The following is a 16,108-nucleotide window of genomic DNA, read 5'->3' on the forward strand; positions in this document are numbered from 1 at the left end:
ATGCGAGATGGTCACCCAGGTCGCATCATGCCCCTTCTGCGCTTTGACCATGACGCGCCTGTTCATCAGATCCAGATCGCCAGGTTCCAGCGAAACAGCCTGATCTATCCGCGCCGCCGTTTCGAACATGAACCGGGCCATGGCGGCGTTGTAAGGATCGGCCGCAGCGCAGAACGCCGCAACCCACTCGCGGCTCCCCGGCCGGCGCTCGATCCGGCTTGGCTTGCCCCGGCGCTGATCCTGTGCGACCCGCTCAAACTTGTCGTAACGCTTCACGCGCAGATAGGGCGTCTTGCGCACCTCGTGGGCGTGGTTGATGACCGCACGGGCCGGGGTGACAATCTCGCGCCACCAGGTATCCGTCGCCGCCAGCGGCTTGAGCTTCGGCCCGAGGTCCTTGAGCATTTGCCCCGTAATCTCCGACAGCGACCGATCCCCGATTTCCTCCGTGATCGGGATGAGCTGTTTTGCGGCCTTGGGTGTGGCGGGATACAGCATCACGGCATCCGCAAAGGTCAGGGCCGCTTCGTCGCCAACGATGTGACGACGCCTTTGCCGATCTGTTTCGGCGGCAATCCAGTCCCGCGCGCCAGCTTCGTCAGTCGATCCAGTGCTTTCGCGGTAGTAGCCGGTGATCGGCGCCCCGTGCAGTTCGACGCGGCCCCGGACCCACCAGATTTTTCCCCGTCGATAGATTTCGAGCGGCACGGTTTGCCCTCCATAAAAATCATGTCGATATGCTCGGGGGTCAGGATCATCGCACCACCAAGCTTGTAGCAAGCCCCGATCCTATTTGCCCTCTGGCGCAGGGTGCGTTCGGAAATAGCCAGCCCTCGCGCAGCCAGCAATTCAACCCACTGGGCCGGCGTCTTGCCAGTGTCCAGCACAGTTGAGCCGATGGAAGCCAGGGCGGGCATCGCTATCAGAATCCCTTGCTGCTCTTGAACCGGACGGCCCCAGGCCGGGACGTGCCCGAGGCGCGCGCGATGCGCGCCTCAAGGTCGGCCAGGGTCCGGTCCATGTCGGCGAAGGTCTGGAACTCGACCCGCTCCCCCGCCACCTGAAGGACGCGGGCACCCTTCGCGCGCTGGCGAATGAGGGTGTCCCGCATCTCGATCAGCTCATCGACCGAAACCGCCATGTCAGCCCACCCGATACCAGCCGCGGTGGTCGATCCAGCCGGCGCCGAAGTCCAGGCGGATCTTGGTCTGCACCCCGTCGACCTCGAAGCCGGCGCGGGTTTCGGTCTGCGGGCCGGGCGCGCCTTCCAAGTAGGCGTATTCCAGCCCGTCCACGCTGGCGGGATCGGCGGCGATGTAGAACTGCTCGTCGTCGGTCAGGCGCGGCTCGACCAGCAGCGACAGCTTCGAGAACGGGTTCACATCGTCGGTGGTGGTGGCGGTAATCTCCGCGATCAGCTTCTCGCCGGCGGTTTCCAGCTCCGGCGGCACCAGCAGGTAGCGGGGCGTCACGTCGATCAGCATGCCGCCCAGGCCCTTTTGGCGGCGCATGGCCGTGCGGGCCGCGCTGAGCGTCAGCGTGTCGAAGGCATAGGCGGCGGTGATATTGGCATGCGCGGCCGAGAACACCGCATTGCCGTCCGACATGGCGGGGTTCGACAGGATCATGTTGACGATGAAATCATTCTCGAAGGCGCGGGCCGCGATGCCCATCTTGCGCGGCAGATCGGTGAAGGCCCCCAGATCGTCGTTGATCAGCGCCTGGCGCGTGATGCCGATGATCTTGCCGAAGGTGGCGATGCGATAGGTTTCCTGCGCCTCGTCAATCGTGCCGTGCTTGAACTCGCCGGCCTCGTTGACCTTTTCCAGCGCGGGGGCGTCGCCCAGCTGCAGCTTGCGCTTGAGCCGGAAATCCCGCGCGGTGGACTGGCGGGCCAATTGGCGCGCACCCGAGGGGGCGGCATTGTAGGCGGCGCGCAGTTCGCGGTTCACCGCATCGCCCAGGATCAGGGGGAAATCCGAGGTCGTATGCAGGGCGCGCGTCAGGATCGTGTCGCCCGACAGGCCGCTCGTGCTCATACCGCTGCGGCGCAGGGCCTCGCGGGCATGGTCCATCGGCGTCATGTAGGCGAAGGCGCGGGCCGGGGCGCTGATTTCATGCTCGGGATGCGAGCGTGCATAGAGGGCTTCGCCGGCGCGGGTCGCGATCACCTGGGGGTCATTGTGATCCATGGTGATGTCGGCGCGGGTGCTGCGGGTGCCGGACTGGGCGCTGCGCTCGCGCATGGCGGTGAAAGCCGCCTCGCGGGCGGTGTCGGCCGTCGCCTCGGCGTCAATCTGGGCGTCGATCCAGCCCTGGTCGAGGCCGGCCGTCGCGGCGATGCTGCGGATCTCCGCGTTGATGGTGGCGCGGTTCAGCGCCTCGGGGTTGGTGCCCGGCATGTCGTGTTCTCCGTTGCGAAAATGTGCCCCGGCGTCGGCCGGGATCGGGACAATGGAAACCTCGATGGCTTCCCATTTGACGGCGGTGCGGACGCGGCGGGCGCCTTCGCGCTCTTCCTTCCACTCGGCCACGCGATAGCCGATGGACAGGCCCCGCAGGGTGCCCTCGGCAATGTCGGTAAGGATCGCGCGGGCCGCATCGGTGCTGCGCAGCTTGATGCGGACCCAGAGGCCCTCGGCCCGCATCTCGGCGGCCTCGATCACGCCCAACTGGTCGCGGGTCGAGCCGTTGCGGTGGCCGTCCAGCACGGGCGCCCCGACCAGGCGGGCCGGGTCCATGCCGTCGCGGGCCAGCCGCTCGATGAAGCCCGCGCGCTGCACGTCCGCGAAGGTCGAGGCGATGGCTTCGACCGTGCGGGCTTCATGGTCCACAGTGGAAACGCGCGGCGTGAAGCCGCGCTGATGGATGGTCATTTCTGATTGCCTCCGGCTTGGCGGGCGGGCGCGCGGGCCGCATCGCGGGCGCGTTCCTCGTCCAGTTCGTCAATGTCGCGGCCGCGACCGGCCACGACTTCCTCGCGGGATTTCAGGCCCGCCTCGATCGCCGCCACATCGGCGGTGACTTCGTTCTGGGGATCGACCCATTGCCATCCCGGCGGCACGAAACGGACGGGAAGATAATCCGCCAGTTCGGCCGCCGGGATGACGCCCGCCAGCTCCTGCACCGCGATCCAGCGATGCCAGAGCGGCCGCAGGAACTGGCCCTCGATCAGGTTGAGTTGCAGCATTTCCGCGCGACGGCGGAAGTCGATCAGCCCGACTCGGGCACTGGAATAGTTCGCCTCGCCCAGATCGCCGGTCAGCATCTCGAAGGTCAGGCCCGCGCCCGTGGCAATCTCGCGGTCTTGGGCGCGCAGGAAATCCACCGCCTGGGAATGGCCCTGGCCGGGCTGCGAGAACGACACTTCCGTGCCCTCGGGCAGCAGCCGCATCGCACCCGGTTCCAGCGCCACGTTCAGGGTGTTGCCCTCGGTAGCACCCTCGAAGCCGCCAGCGCCGCCGTCCACCGACTTGATGAAGCCGGTCAGCAGCGATGCGGTTTTCAACTGCATCAGCAGCGCGTCCGATGCCTCGTCGCGGTCACGCATCTTCAGCATCACCGGGGCCAGCCACGACAGGCCGCGCACCTGGCCGGGGAAAAGCTGGTCGAAGACATGCAGCATGTCCACGGCCGGGACGCGGACGGCTTCGCCGTAGAAGGCGAAGGGCGAGCCGGGCGATTCCTTCAGGACGTGATAGGCCACCACCTGGTCGGCTGCGTCGAACTCGATGCCGGCGACGATCCGCGCGCCGTTGCCGAGGTCGCGGGTCAGGCTCGGGTCCACCTGGTCGGTGGGGATCAGCTTCGGGCGCAACTCGCCGTCGGAGCCGAGGCGCAGATGCACGAAAGCCTCGCCATCGCGCACCAGGGCGCGGGCGAGGGGCAGCAGGATCGGACGCAGCATGGCCTCGAAGTCCTGCGACAGGCCTTTGCGTTGTTCGGCGTCGGGATGCTGGGCGCGGGCCTGCCAGCCCTTGCCGACCAGCGCCGCCGCCCAGGCTTCCACGATGCGGTTGCCTTGGGGCGTGTTCAGATAGCTGGCCGAGGCGCGCAGCTGCGCCGGGCCGCGCGCCGCCAGCGTGGCTTGCTGCGGCGCATGCAGATGGCCCGCCCCCTGCCAGCGCGGGCCGCCCGCGCCCGCCTCGATCCGGCGCTTGCCGGTCGGGGCGGTGATGCGGTGGAACACCTTGGCAGCGGTGCGGGTCGCGGCACGAAGCACCTGGCGGGAGACGAAGCTCATTGGCTCCTCCCCGCAAAGGCGGCTTGGGTCAGCCGCCCTGACTGTGATAGTTCCGGCATGTCGATTCTCATTCGTGAGTGTCGGGTGGCCGGGGCGGGTGAAGTTTGGCGACCGAGACCGCCCCGGCCTGTTTTCAGGGGGCTTCTGGCGAAGCCCGGTAGGTGATGAGCGGTCCGGCCTTGAGGGCAAGGCTCATGGCAAAGGCTTCAAGGTCGAAAATCTGGCCGGTGATCCAGTCGCGCTCCACCGCGCCTTCCATTTCCGCCAAGCTGCCAAAGCTATAGCAGCCCACCGGGCTGGTATCCTCTCCACCCGGAAGGCTGGTTTTGGGCAGGGATTGGCGATTGGGGAAGAACAGATAGCGCGATCCGGCCTCGTCCTCTGTCCGGTTCGCCATTTCATACATGAAGCGCCGTTTTTCGCTGTCGGGAAGGTCAATTCCTTCGATCTTGACTGCGGGCGGGCAGATTTCGATCTGCATCACAGCGAGCGGGGCGGTCCATTTGGCAAGGCCTGATGCGGTGCTCGGCGGTTTTCCGGCGTCGATCTGGACCTTCATCAGTCCGAGATAGGCCATCTGCAACAAGCCGAACTTCACCCGGCGCCTGGGTTCCGAGGGCGGCAGATAGCCATGCCGCCGCCAGTCGCGCTGCATCACCTGGGAAACGCCGATGAACTCGGCAATTTCACCCGCGCTGAATTCTCTCTCGATGCGTTCGATCTGATACTGCATGCGACCTCCGTATGGTGTTAGATCACACGGAATCGGGCGCACGTCAACTGTTTCGTGTTGCATCCCACGCAGCGGATAAATTGCGTCGCTACTTCCTGTCGATCCGCAGCCGCAGCGGCTCCCCGCGCCGCCAGGCCACGCGCGGCGCGAAAAGCCAGTTCAGATTAAGCCCGAGGAACCGCCACAGCCGTGCGGCGCGCCAGATCAGCCACAGGCTCACGACACCCCCCCCCATTTCTGATAGCGCCAGAGGTCTTCGATCTGCGCTTTGGCCGCTTCCAGCTTCTTCAGCGCGGTATGCGTCACCGCCGCGAAGGCTTTGGCATCGCTGCCGGGATCATACCGACAGGCAATCGCGATCAGTTCTATGTGCCAATATGCCTCGCTAAGCGTGTCGAGGGCATCGCCCAGGTTCTGCATGTTCATGCCCGCCCCTCCTCGGCCCAGCGGATGCTTTCCAGAACGCAGTCAAGTCGCGCGTCCAACATCGAAAGACCGGCTTGGAAGGCTGCGCGCTCTACCTCTGGGATCAGCGTCGATGCCATGTGCATCATGTGCAGCAGATCATGGATATGGGCGATTTCATCCTTGGCCTCGATCAGGTGATGAGACGCCCTGCGATCAGGCATGCTGGGATCGGTCCCGCAAACGGGGTTCTGCATTGTGGTTGCTCCCAAGTTGTGCTACGGTCACAATTATGGTGACAAATGCACTATACAGGAAAACCACATGGTGACAAGCGCACAAATCAGAGCAGCGCGCGGGCTGCTGAATTGGACAGTGCGCGACCTCGCGGAGCGCTCCGGGGTGCATCGAAACACCATCTCTCGGGTGGAGACGGAAACAACGGGGCCGGGCCATTCTCTAGCAGCGATCCGCGCCGCCCTTGAGGCCGCCGGCGTCGAGTTCATCCCTGAGGATGGGGGCGGGATCGGAGTGAGATTGAAGAAATGAAGCGCCGAGGTTGATCCCCGGCGCCTCAACAAGGGTTAGCGCCGATAAGCTCCTAGCCCGGCCAATGCATTGACCACTTCGCTTTGGGCGAAGAACGAGCCGAGAAGAGCCGGATACTTGATGTCGCCTCGATGCGAGTAGGCATCGCCATCGACGCGGACAACGAGCAGTTTGTCGATGTCCGTACGCATGGACGACTCGAGGTAGATTTTGCTTGCAACCTCCTCGGCCGATAGAAACGACTTTATCAAAATGAATGAAGTCGTTTCGTCCCAAGTCACAACTGTCGAAATTTCATTGACTTTGCTGACAAGCGACGCTCGTCGCTCATCAGCGTTCCCTTGTTCCGCAATGCGGAAAGAGATGGCGTATGAGGCCATTGAAAGTTTCCTTTTGTTGGTGGCCTTGACTTGATCGCATCAACGTGGGAAACCTTCCTCGTGAATTCACAAACCGCAGCCGTTAAGGTTGTCGAACTTAGCGCAGTCGAGTCGTAACCTCGGCTGCGCTTTCTATTTACCCGATTCGTTCTCGTAGAATCAAGCTTGCCCGCACAATATCTGGTAATCTTGCGGACTAGCGGCGCAACATCCACTCCGACTGCAAAACCGGGCGCGCCGCGACCTTGACCGGCTCGGGCTGCGCCAGCTCGGCGCGCCGCACCTCGGGCACGATGTTGACCAGGCTGCGCACCGCCACCGCATAAACCGTGCAATCCAGCGCCTCGGCCCGCCGGCCGGGGATGCGGATGAACTGGCGCGATGGCTGGCCGCGCACATAGCGCACCTGGGCGCGCTCGCTGGTCGCCTGCTCATACCAGACCGCCGGTAGGCTGGCCGAGAACCGGGCCGAGGACGGGCGCGGGAAGCGGGCGAAGATCTGTTGCTTCACCGTGTCCACGCCGACGATCCACAGCCGCGCGCCGGTCTTGGTCTTTGATCCGGCCCGCTCGATCACCGGCCGGGCGAAGCCGGGCGCGCCCTTGATGGCGACGATCTTGCGCCGGGTGCGGGCGCGGCAGAAATCCGTCACCCGGTTCATGGACGTGCCGTCGCCGGCGTCGATGGCTGTGGCGTCGATGGCGATCCTGCCGCCCAGCTCGTGGGGGAAGCGTTCGGCCAGCATCGTGTCCAGCTCGGCCCATGTCTCGGCCGCGTCCCATGCGCCCCAGATCACCCGATGCCCGAGGATCAGCATGCAGCCGGTCTCTGTCCAGCCGATATAGGTCAGTTCCAAGCGGTCATGCTGCACGTCGCAGCCCGCCGTCAGCGCCAGCACCTCGGCGGGCACCATGTCGAGGCTGAACGGCTCGGCGCGCGCCTGCATGCCGGTTTCGTCCAGTTCCTCGCCATCATTGCGCCAGCCCTGCCCGAGGATGGTGTTGACGAAGGTCTGCAAGGTGGTCGGATCGTCCTTGGCGGCTAGGAACTCGGTCGCCAGCTTCGACCAGGCGGCGTTGGCATGCAGCGAAACCAGGGCATTGAGCCGGAAACCGGCATGGCCCTGCACCTCGGGGCGCAGCGCCCGCCAGCGGCCTTGCGCGACCATGGCGGGCTTGTGGCGCTCCTCGATCTCTTCGGCGCAATGCGGGCAGCGCCAGCGGGCGGTTTCCGGCGCGCCCTCGTCCCAGGTGATCGCGTCCCAGGTGATTTCCGCGAACGTGCCGCAGGCCGGGCATGGCACCTCGAAGATGCGCTGGTCGGACTGCGCATAGGCGCGCAGGACGTGGCTGGTATCCTCGTGCACCGGGGTGCTACCCAGCACGATCTTGCGATCCGGGAAGGACAGTGTGCGGCGCTCGGCCAGAACGATGGGCGAGCCTTCCGCCGTGGCTTCCATGCCGTCCGCCTCGTCGATGAACAGCAGGCGGACATTGTGCCGGCGCAGGTTGCGTGGGGCCTTCGCGGCAACGACCTTGAGCGAACCGCCGGGGAAGCGCCGCGACAGCAGCGTGTTGCGTCCCGATTCGTCGCGCTCGTCCGACAGCACCGCCGCGACGGCGGGCGAGGCCGAGAAGATCGGTTCCACGTCCGAAACCATGTAATCCCGGCAGTCGGCCTCGGCCGGCAACAGGCAGAGAATCGGCGCGGGGTCGTTTGCCACGAAGCTGGCGACGGCCGAGGTCAAGAGCGTGGTGAAGCCGACGCGCACCGGCTTGACCAGCGTCACGCGCTCGAGGAACGGATCCCCGATGGCGTCGGCAATCTCGCGCTGGAACGGCCAGAGCCGCACCTGGCCAGGCTGGGCGCTGACGCCTTCGGGCAGGTGAACCTCGCGCTCGATCCATTCCGACAGCCGCAGCCGGGGCGGCGGTAGCAGGGCGCGCAAGGCCTCGGCGCGGATGGTTTCAATCGTCGCCATGGGCCAGCCCTTCCAGCGTGTTTCGGATTTCCCGGTCGATCAGCGCCACGTCCGAGGCGGACAGGTGCGGCAAAGAGGCCCGCAGACGCGATGGGACGGCCAGCAGACGGGCACGAAGGCCCCTCAGGGTATCCGACCAGCCGCGACGCACATCGGCCGCCAGAACAAGCTCTCCGCGCGCCACAGCGTTGCGGCGGGCCGCTTCGTCGGCTTTCTCGCGGGCCAGCCGGGCGCGGGCGGCGGTCAGCCCCTCGGCCTCGCCCTCGCTGCCCCAGCGCGCCGCCATGCCACGAAGATGGGCGGTATAGGCCCGGACGGTCGCGCCCATGTCGTAGCTGTCATGGGTCAGGTGAACCGCGATGCCGCGTTTCTTCAGATCGGTCAGCGCAGCGGGGGAAATGTCCAGCAGCTCGCAAAGGTCCGCCCCGCCGATGCGGGTCACCTTCCTGCCGTTCAATTCCAGTTCTTCCGTCACCTTCACGATTTTAACCCTTTGATTTTATTTATTCATAGCCTGATATGTCGGGGCGCGAATGACCCCCACCCGGCCCCCTGCCGGAAGGACCCCCGAGGGGGTCAGGCACGGCCCGCCGGGGTCGCGCCGGCCAGCGCCATCTCGGCCAGCGAAGAAAAGCCGCGCATCCGCTGCGCTGCACGTTCGCAGATGGCCGCAGCGTCCTGCGGTCCCATGTTCTGGACCATGAGGGCGGTGATATGCCCGTGAACGCCAGCGAAGATCAGCCATGTCGGCCAGCCGGTTTCCTCCTGCATCTCGAACAGGAAGCGGCCGAGGCGCTGCCCCACATCGTTGGCAATGTCCTGGTCTTTGTCGGTCATGGTGTTTCCTTTCGGTGAAGTGTGAAGATCAGCGAAGACGGCGGGCCAGCCCGCGCATCTCCCCAGCAATGTCGCTGCGCTCGACGAAGAACTGTTCCGGGTCACGGCGCGAGACCGTCAGACGAAGCACCCGAGACGCCAGCGCCTCGATCTGGGCGGAGACCGGCATAGGCGTGTGCCGCTCGCCCGAGGGCGGCACGCTATATTCCCTTCCTTTAGGAAGGGAGGGAGTTGCGCACCCGAGTTGCGCGGGAATTGCGCGGGAACCGCACGGGAGTTGCGCGGGAGTTGCGCAGCCGATTTTTGGAGTTGCGCGGGAACTGCGCGGGAGTTGCGCACCCATTATTCGACCTCCTGAATGACGTTGACGGTCTTGCGGCCTCGCATGGCTTCGCCGTTTACGATCACGCCCTGGGCGAACAGCCGGGACATGGCAGCAACGAAAGCATCTCGGGTGACGCCCTCGGCACCGTCCTCCCGGGCAAACACGGTAGGGGCATAGCGCGGGCCGGTATTCGCGTTCACATGCCGCCCCTGTTCGGTAAGTTGCCGCAGCAGCTTGAGGAACACTCGGTCAGCCTTGCTGCGCCGCGCCATGCGGTCCAGCCCGGTTTCAGGCTCGTCCGCCACGAAGACTCCATTGCGCCACGTCAGGGCGATTTCCGCGCCCGTGGGGCCGTAGTTCGCCTTCATGGTCCGCAGCACCCGCGCATCGGGGTTCGGTTCGTCGTCGCCCTGGATCACCCGTTCCAGATACAGCCGCGACCGCACCGAATTGTGCCAGCCGGTGCTGCCCGACATGCCGGTGCCGTTCTGGATGCCCGACAGGGACGGATGCGCCAGAAGCACCACGGCGCAATCGTGCCGGATCGCCAGCCCGCGCAGGATGCCGATGAACTGACGCGCCTGCGCCCGGTCGTTCTCGTTGCCGGGGAACAGGTCGGCCAGCGTATCCAGCACCACTAGCGCGGGCGCCAGATCGGTCAGGAAGGCGTCAAGCTCGCGGAACAGGTCCGTGGCCTTCTGTTTCCCGGTGCGGGTGTCCAGTTCCGTCAGCAGCGCGTCCTCGCCTGCCAGGCTGCGCAGGGCAAGCTGGTCGAGGTCGGCGAAACTCGCGTCCTCGGCGTCCAGCACGTCGACCAGGCGGCGGTGCAGCTCGTCCTCATCGTCCTCGGCCGAGACGAACAGGGCGCGACCCCCGGCCACAGTCTTGCCGAGCCATGGCTTGCCGAGGGCGCAGGCAGTGGCGAGTTGCAGGGCCAGCAGCGATTTGCCCGTGCCGCCGTCGCCGGTCAGCAACGTGACCGTGCCCGAGGGAATCGCCCCCGGCACCAGCCAGTTGCGCGGCGGCACCTCCTTGCCGTCCAGCATGGTCGCGGTGAAGAATTGGCTCTTGCGGGCTTTCGGATCGGCGCGCTTGGCCCTCTCGGCCGCGAAGTTCACCACGGTCGGCCCTTCCTTCGGCGGGCCGCCCGGTGCATTCGACATTTCGTCCCAGGGGGTGTTGTCGTTAGCCATGGCGCGCCCCCGTGACGTAGGCCACAAAGGACCGCTTGTCGCCCTCGGGCATGCCTTCATAGCAGGCGAGGCAATATGCCTTGCGCTCGGCCCGGCTGGCATTCGTCACCCACCAGCGCGCCTCTCGCATGAGGTCGATCAACAAGGACTGCGGCCAGCCGGGGCGCAGCTGGTCTAGTAGGATTTCGAGGAACGGAACACGATCCTCCGGCGCGCAATTCAGCAGCGCCGACACAAGTTCGCTTGCCGCGATCTGCCGTTTCAGGTTATGGTCAAACCAGTTCCAAAAGCTTTCAAGATCGGTCCCGGTCGCGCCCGCCAGCGCGCCGGGATTTTCTTTTTCGTCAGGAACGTCAGTGGAACTTGCGGACAGCGCGTGTACGGGATTTGTACTGGCGTTCCGGCGATGTTCCGCGTGATCGCCCGCATTTTTCTGCATAGCGCCGCAAAGCCCGAAGGCCGCAGCGTCGTTTTCCCCAGCATTTGCATGGTTTTCTGGTGACCCCGGCAGGATTTGAACCTGCAACCTGCCCCTTAGGAGGGGGCTGCTCTATCCAGTTGAGCCACGGGGCCGCCTGGGGCCTCTTTTGCCCTCTGGCCGCGAAAATGGCAAGCTTGCCGCGGCCGGGCGGAAAAGATAACGGTAACATGATTGCGTCCCGGTAGTTGCGATGAACACGAAAAGACCCCGCCGCCCACTGACCCTGCGCGATGTGTCCGAAGCATCAGGCGTGTCCGAGATGACCGTCAGCCGCGTGCTGCGCAACCGGGGCGACGTCTCGGCCGCCACGCGCGAGAAGGTGCTGACCGCCGCCCGCACCCTGGGCTATGTCCCCAACAAGATCGCAGGCGGGCTCGCCAGCCAGCGCGTGAACCTGGTCGCGGTGGTCATCCCGTCGCTGTCGAACATGGTGTTTCCCGACGTGCTGGGCGGGATCTCGGCCGAACTGGACGATACCGGCCTGCAGCCGGTGGTGGGCGTGACGAATTACAGCCCCTCGCGCGAGGATGCGGTACTTTACGACATGCTGAGCTGGCGGCCCTCGGGGGTGATCCTGGCCGGGCTGGAACACAGCCGGGCGGCGCGGGCCATGCTGGACAACGCCGGCCTGCCGGTGGTCGAGATCATGGATGTGGACGGCACGCCGATCGACACCGCCGTCGGCATCTCGCACCGCCGGGCCGGGGCCGAGATGGCCGACGAGATCCTGGCCGCCGGCTATCGCCGCATCGGCTTCATCGGCACGCACATGCCCGAGGACCATCGCGCCCGCAAGCGGCTCGCCGGCTTCGAGGAACGGCTGGGCGAGCGCGGCGTGCAGTTGGCGGCGCGGGAATATTACCAGGGCGGCTCGTCGCTGCTGAAGGGACGCGAGATGACCGAGCGCATCCTGACGCGCGAGCCGGAGCTGGACTTCCTGTATTTCTCCAACGACATGATCGGGGCCGGCGGGCTCTTGTGGTGCATGGAGAATGGCTACGACATTCCCGGCAGGCTGGGGCTTGCCGGCTTCAACGGCGTCGAGCTGCTGGACGGGCTGCCGATGCGGCTGACCACCACCGACGCGCGGCGCATCGACATCGGCCGGCGAGCGGCGCGCATCGTCGCCGGCAAGGAGGCGCGGCCCGAGAACGGCATCATCGCACTGGCCCCGACCATCTTGCCGGGCGAGACCATCCGCAAGCATTGACGCCGCGCCGGCGGGCGGCGCTGCAGGAGTATTTGCCATACGGTGAAACGGGCGCAGGCTTGGCCCTTGCGCACCGGCCTGCGTTTTTCTCCGTTTCACAAATACCCATACGGCAGCGACGGTTGCGCGGTCGCATGGGTATTTTCGGAACGAAGAAGCCGGATCCGGGAAGTCAGCCCAGGTCGGGGAAGAACAGGCCCTTTGGCGAAGGCGTGAAGATCTCGCAGCCATCCGCGGTCACGCCGATCGAATGCTCGAACTGGGCCGAGAGCGACTTGTCGCGCGTCACCGCCGTCCAGTCGTCGGCAAGGATCTTGGTTTCGGGCCGGCCGAGGTTCACCATGGGCTCGATGGTGAAGAACATGCCTTCCTCCAGCACCGGGCCCTTGCCGGGACGGCCGAAATGCAGCACGTTCGGCGGCGCGTGGAAGCTGCGGCCAAGGCCGTGGCCGCAGAAGTCGCGCACCACCGACATGCGGTTCGATTCCACATAGGACTGGATCGCCCAGCCGATGTCGCCGAAGGTGGCGCCGGGACGGACGGCCTCGATGCCGCACATCAGCGCGTCATGCGTGACCTGGATCAGCCGGCGCGCCTTGACGCTGGGCCTGCCCGCCACATACATGCGCGAGCTGTCGCCATACCAGCCGTCCACGATCACCGTCACGTCGATGTTCAGGATGTCGCCCTCGGCCAGGATCTTGTCGCCGGGGATGCCGTGGCAGACGACGTGGTTCACGCTGATGCAGCTGGCGTGCTGGTAGCCGCGATAGCCGATGGTGGCGCTGGTGGCGCCCAGCTCCTCGACCCGGCCCCGGATGAAATCGTCCAGGCCGCCGGTGGTGGCGCCGGGCTGCACCAAGGGACCGACCTCGTCCAGGATCTGCGCCGCGATCAGCCCGGCCGCCCGCATGCCCTGGAAGTCCTGCGGGTCGTGGATGCGGATTCCCTCGCGGGTCTGGCGTGCGTCGTTCATGGCGTCCCCTTGGCGTCGTCCTGCTGGTCCGTTCCACAGATAGTCCCATGCCGCCACTTGTTCCAGCCCCTCGGGCGGACCTATACATTTGCGCAAGGAGCCAGATCGCCAGGAGGAGCGCGCCGATGCAATCCGACAATCCCACCGCCGCCATCCTCGTCATCGGGGACGAGATCCTTTCGGGCCGCACGCGCGAGGGCAATGCCCATTACCTGTCGCAGGTCCTCAATAGCATCGGCGTCGACCTGCGCGAAGTGCGCATCGTCGGCGACGACCACGACCAGATCACCGCCGCGATCAGGGCGCTGGATTGCTCGCTGGGCGGCGCCTGGGACATGCTGTTCACCTCGGGCGGCATCGGGCCGACGCATGACGACATCACCGCCGATGCCGTCGCCGCCGCCTTCGGCGTGGGCATCGAGATCAACGAGGAGGCGCGGCGCGTCATGGTCGAGCGCTGGCAGGCGCGCGGCGTCGAAGTGACCGGCAACCGCCTGCGCATGGCCCGCATCCCGCTGGGCGCTGCGCTGATCCCCAACGCGCATTCCGCCGCGCCGGGTTTCCATATCGGCAACACCTATGTCATGGCCGGCGTGCCCGAGGTGTTCCGCGCCATGGTCGAGGCGGTGGTGCCGGGCCTGCCGACCGGCCGCCCCTCGGTCAGCGAGGCGCTGGAGGTGCTGCGCCCGGAATCCGACGTGGCCGACGAGCTGCGCGCCGTGGCCGATGCCTTCCCGGACCTGTCGCTCGGCTCCTATCCCTTCCAGAGCGGGCAGCGCTACGGCACCAGCCTGGTGATCCGCGGGCTGGACGACAAGCGCGTCACCGACGCCATGACCCTGCTGCGCGAAAGGCTGGCCCTGTGATCGGCGATCCCGACATCGCCCGCGCCTTCGAGACCACCTGGCCCGCCGCCGAATATGCGCCGGCCGGTGGTTTCCTGGTCGGCCGCGGCCGGGGCGGCGGCGGCCGCGTCAGTTCGGCCCGCGCCGCGCGGCCCGGCTGGACCGAGGCCGACATCGCCCGCGCCGAAGCCATCCAGCGCGGCTGGAACGAGCGGCCGATGTTCCGCGTCGCCGATGACGATGCCGCGCTGGCGCAGGCGCTGGCGGCGCAGGGCTTTCGCCATGGCACGCCCACTGCGATCCTGGCCGCCGATTGCGCCCGGCTGACCGCCCTGCCCGTCCCGCCGCTGGCCACCTTCGAGATCTGGCCGCCGCTGGCCATGCAGCGCGACATCTGGAGCGACGGCAATGTCTCGGCCGCCCGCCAGGCGGTGATGGAGCGCGTGGCCCTGCCCAAGACCGCGCTGCTGGGGCGGATGCAGGATCGCGCGGCCGGCGCGGCCTTCGTGGCGCTGGACGGGCCGGTCGCCATGATCCACGCCATCGAGGTGGTGCCCGCCCTGCGCCGGCAGGGCGTGGCGGGCTGGCTGATCCGCATGGCGGCGACCTGGGCCGAGGCGCAGGGCGCAACCCGGCTGGCGCTGGCGGTCGGCCGCGCCAATACCGGCGCCCGCGCGGCCTATGACCGGCTGGGCTTTGCGGAACTCGGCGGCTACGGCTATTGGAGCAAGGACTGAAGCCGGCGCTCAGGCCGGCGCGGCCGCCAGGCGGCGCAATTCCTTCTTGAGCAGTTCCAACTCGCCGCGCATCAGGCTCAGCTCGGCATGCAGGTCGCCGTCCAGGATCTCGCCCGCGACCAGGGTCAGGCTGGCCAGGCGGCGGGCGCCGGGCCGGGGCGGCTCGCCCTCGGCGCCCCCGTCCTCGACCAGAAGGAAGCTTTGCGCGCCCTCCGACAGCCGCTCGACCGGGATCGCTGCGGCGACGCGCCAGCGGCCGGGTGCTTCGGCGGTCAGCCGGGCCTCGGCCACGCGGCTGCCCATATGCACCAGCACCAGCCGGCCCGGCTGGGCGTCGCGGTGGATCACCCCCTGCCAGATCCCGCTTTTCAGCCCCAGGGATTCAAATTCACTCATTAAAACATTCCTTGGTCAGAACCAGGGTCAGAACTGGGCCCGCAGGTGGCGCGAGAAGAACAACTCGCGGATCTCGACCGCATTCATGCGGGGCGCCTCGAAAATCAGGTCCAGCCAGATCTTTTCCAGCCGCTTCTCGTTCATCGGGGTATAGGCAAGGTCGAACTCGGTCACCTGCCGGCTGTAATGGCCCGGCTCGAAGCGGCGCAGTTGCAGCGTGGCCTGGTCGGTGTTCGGGCCATGGCCGATGTTCAGCCGGGCATAGACCTCCAGCGCGCGCTCGGCGATGATGCCGGTCTCCAGCCGCAGGACATGGCTGCGGGTCAGGCCCTGCAACGCGCTTTCGGGCAGGTCGATGGACAGCGACAGGAAGCTGCCGGCAAAGCCGAACACCTCGAGCCGCATGCCAAAGGGTGACAGGTCGGTCGCGCCGCCATTGGGCAGTTGTTCCAGGATCAGCGCACGTTCGGGGCAGTCGTGCCAGACCGCCGCCCCCTCGCCCAGCCGGTCGCCGGTCTCGGGCCCGGCCAGCCCGCGCGGCGTGACCTGCCCGGCCATGAAGCCGGGGCGCCAGCGCCAGTCGGTGCCGCCAGGCAGGTGCAGCGCATCCAGCGCCGCACGCGAACGCGCCGCGCGGCGGTCGGCGCCGATCAGGAAGCGGTCGAGGCTGCCGCGCAGCGCGCGCGCCTCCTCGCGCAGGTGGCGCAGGCGGGCGGCGGGCAGCGTCTCGACGCCCCCGGCCAAGGCCGTCCATTGCCGTGCAGCCCGCTCTCGGGTCTTGCGTTCAAGCCATTTACCAGGGCGTATTGCCATGCGT

Annotated in this window: 21 protein-coding genes and 1 tRNA gene (1 of these 22 only partly in view); 4 read left to right on the forward strand and 18 right to left on the reverse strand. The window is 66.8% G+C overall.

The window, feature by feature from the left end:
• The 8 genes from KF941_RS08460 to KF941_RS08490 all read right to left on the reverse strand — a co-directional run.
• Positions 1-708, reverse strand: the 5' portion of a protein-coding gene (locus KF941_RS08460; protein ID WP_026155127.1) for a tyrosine-type recombinase/integrase. The gene continues 387 nt to the left of window position 1, outside the view; 708 of the gene's 1,095 nt are visible here — the first part of the coding sequence; its start codon is at positions 706-708; its stop codon lies off the left edge, out of view.
• 214 nt (positions 709-922) lie between these two features.
• Positions 923-1,141 (reverse strand): hypothetical protein, encoded by a 219-nt coding sequence (locus tag KF941_RS08465; protein ID WP_104494187.1) that lies wholly within the window; start codon positions 1,139-1,141, stop codon positions 923-925.
• Between the two features lies 1 nt (position 1,142).
• On the reverse strand, positions 1,143-2,876 hold the full coding sequence (locus KF941_RS08470) for a prohead protease/major capsid protein fusion protein (protein WP_214273085.1): 1,734 nt from the start codon (positions 2,874-2,876) through the stop codon (positions 1,143-1,145).
• Positions 2,873-4,243, reverse strand: a complete 1,371-nt coding sequence (locus KF941_RS08475) for a phage portal protein (protein ID WP_214273086.1) — start codon at positions 4,241-4,243, stop codon at positions 2,873-2,875. Before KF941_RS08475 ends, KF941_RS08470 begins: the two co-directional genes overlap by 4 nt.
• Before the next feature lie 133 nt (positions 4,244-4,376).
• Entirely contained in the window at positions 4,377-4,976 is a 600-nt protein-coding gene (locus tag KF941_RS08480) for a hypothetical protein (RefSeq protein ID WP_214273087.1), read from the reverse strand.
• 88 nt (positions 4,977-5,064) lie between these two features.
• Positions 5,065-5,196, reverse strand: a complete 132-nt coding sequence (locus tag KF941_RS28330; protein WP_276315849.1) for a hypothetical protein — start codon at positions 5,194-5,196, stop codon at positions 5,065-5,067.
• Positions 5,193-5,402: a hypothetical protein gene (locus tag KF941_RS08485; protein ID WP_214273088.1), complete on the reverse strand. Its 210-nt coding sequence runs from the start codon at positions 5,400-5,402 to the stop codon at positions 5,193-5,195. The genes KF941_RS28330 and KF941_RS08485 overlap by 4 nt, the downstream gene beginning before the upstream one ends.
• Complete coding sequence (locus tag KF941_RS08490; RefSeq protein WP_214273089.1) at positions 5,399-5,638, reverse strand: hypothetical protein; 240 nt, start codon at positions 5,636-5,638, stop codon at positions 5,399-5,401. Before KF941_RS08490 ends, KF941_RS08485 begins: the two co-directional genes overlap by 4 nt.
• A 67-nt stretch (positions 5,639-5,705) precedes the next feature.
• Between KF941_RS08490 and KF941_RS08495 the strand changes: the two genes are divergently transcribed.
• Positions 5,706-5,930, forward strand: a complete 225-nt coding sequence (locus tag KF941_RS08495) for a helix-turn-helix transcriptional regulator (RefSeq protein WP_214273090.1) — start codon at positions 5,706-5,708, stop codon at positions 5,928-5,930.
• Between the two features lie 35 nt (positions 5,931-5,965).
• Here the strand turns inward: KF941_RS08495 and KF941_RS08500 are convergent, their stop codons facing one another.
• The 7 genes from KF941_RS08500 to KF941_RS08530 form a co-directional block, all read right to left on the reverse strand.
• The gene (locus KF941_RS08500) at positions 5,966-6,310 is read right to left on the reverse strand and encodes a hypothetical protein (RefSeq protein ID WP_214273091.1); all 345 of its coding nucleotides are present in this window, start codon (positions 6,308-6,310) and stop codon (positions 5,966-5,968) included.
• Positions 6,311-6,506: 196 nt separating this feature from the next.
• Positions 6,507-8,291 carry a phage terminase large subunit family protein gene (locus KF941_RS08505; RefSeq protein ID WP_214273092.1) on the reverse strand — a complete coding sequence of 595 codons (1,785 nt, stop codon included), beginning with the start codon at positions 8,289-8,291 and terminating at the stop codon, positions 6,507-6,509.
• Positions 8,278-8,772, reverse strand: a complete 495-nt coding sequence (locus tag KF941_RS08510) for a DNA packaging protein (protein WP_214273093.1) — start codon at positions 8,770-8,772, stop codon at positions 8,278-8,280. The genes KF941_RS08505 and KF941_RS08510 overlap by 14 nt, the downstream gene beginning before the upstream one ends.
• Positions 8,773-8,867: 95 nt before the next feature.
• Positions 8,868-9,128 carry a hypothetical protein gene (locus KF941_RS08515; protein ID WP_214273094.1) on the reverse strand — a complete coding sequence of 87 codons (261 nt, stop codon included), beginning with the start codon at positions 9,126-9,128 and terminating at the stop codon, positions 8,868-8,870.
• Positions 9,129-9,470: 342 nt separating this feature from the next.
• Positions 9,471-10,646 carry an AAA family ATPase gene (locus KF941_RS08520; RefSeq protein ID WP_240540268.1) on the reverse strand — a complete coding sequence of 392 codons (1,176 nt, stop codon included), beginning with the start codon at positions 10,644-10,646 and terminating at the stop codon, positions 9,471-9,473.
• Positions 10,639-11,172 (reverse strand): hypothetical protein, encoded by a 534-nt coding sequence (locus KF941_RS08525; RefSeq protein ID WP_240540269.1) that lies wholly within the window; start codon positions 11,170-11,172, stop codon positions 10,639-10,641. Before KF941_RS08525 ends, KF941_RS08520 begins: the two co-directional genes overlap by 8 nt.
• Positions 11,143-11,219 (reverse strand) — tRNA-Arg (locus tag KF941_RS08530). The genes KF941_RS08525 and KF941_RS08530 overlap by 30 nt, the downstream gene beginning before the upstream one ends.
• A 98-nt stretch (positions 11,220-11,317) precedes the next feature.
• Here KF941_RS08530 and KF941_RS08535 point away from each other — a divergent pair.
• Entirely contained in the window at positions 11,318-12,337 is a 1,020-nt protein-coding gene (locus KF941_RS08535) for a LacI family DNA-binding transcriptional regulator (protein ID WP_084196878.1), read from the forward strand.
• Positions 12,338-12,509: 172 nt separating this feature from the next.
• Here the strand turns inward: KF941_RS08535 and map are convergent, their stop codons facing one another.
• Positions 12,510-13,313, reverse strand: a complete 804-nt coding sequence (map, locus tag KF941_RS08540) for a type I methionyl aminopeptidase (RefSeq protein ID WP_214273095.1) — start codon at positions 13,311-13,313, stop codon at positions 12,510-12,512.
• A 125-nt stretch (positions 13,314-13,438) separates the two neighbouring features.
• Here map and KF941_RS08545 point away from each other — a divergent pair, with 125 nt between their 5' ends.
• Entirely contained in the window at positions 13,439-14,179 is a 741-nt protein-coding gene (locus KF941_RS08545; RefSeq protein WP_036751663.1) for a molybdopterin-binding protein, read from the forward strand.
• Positions 14,176-14,895, forward strand: coding sequence for a GNAT family N-acetyltransferase (locus tag KF941_RS28540; protein ID WP_214273096.1), 720 nt, complete (start codon positions 14,176-14,178; stop codon positions 14,893-14,895). Before KF941_RS08545 ends, KF941_RS28540 begins: the two co-directional genes overlap by 4 nt.
• A gap of 9 nt (positions 14,896-14,904) precedes the next feature.
• Here KF941_RS28540 and KF941_RS08555 read toward each other — a convergent pair whose 3' ends face one another.
• Together KF941_RS08555 and KF941_RS08560 are read right to left on the reverse strand one after the other, a co-directional pair.
• On the reverse strand, positions 14,905-15,291 hold the full coding sequence (locus tag KF941_RS08555) for a hypothetical protein (protein ID WP_036751665.1): 387 nt from the start codon (positions 15,289-15,291) through the stop codon (positions 14,905-14,907).
• A 27-nt stretch (positions 15,292-15,318) separates the two neighbouring features.
• Complete coding sequence (locus tag KF941_RS08560; RefSeq protein ID WP_214273097.1) at positions 15,319-16,104, reverse strand: DUF6478 family protein; 786 nt, start codon at positions 16,102-16,104, stop codon at positions 15,319-15,321.
• Between the last annotated feature and the right edge of the window lie 4 nt (positions 16,105-16,108).

Origin of the sequence: Paracoccus sp. pheM1, assembly GCF_018499825.1 — a bacterium.
GTDB lineage: Bacteria > Pseudomonadota > Alphaproteobacteria > Rhodobacterales > Rhodobacteraceae > Paracoccus > Paracoccus versutus.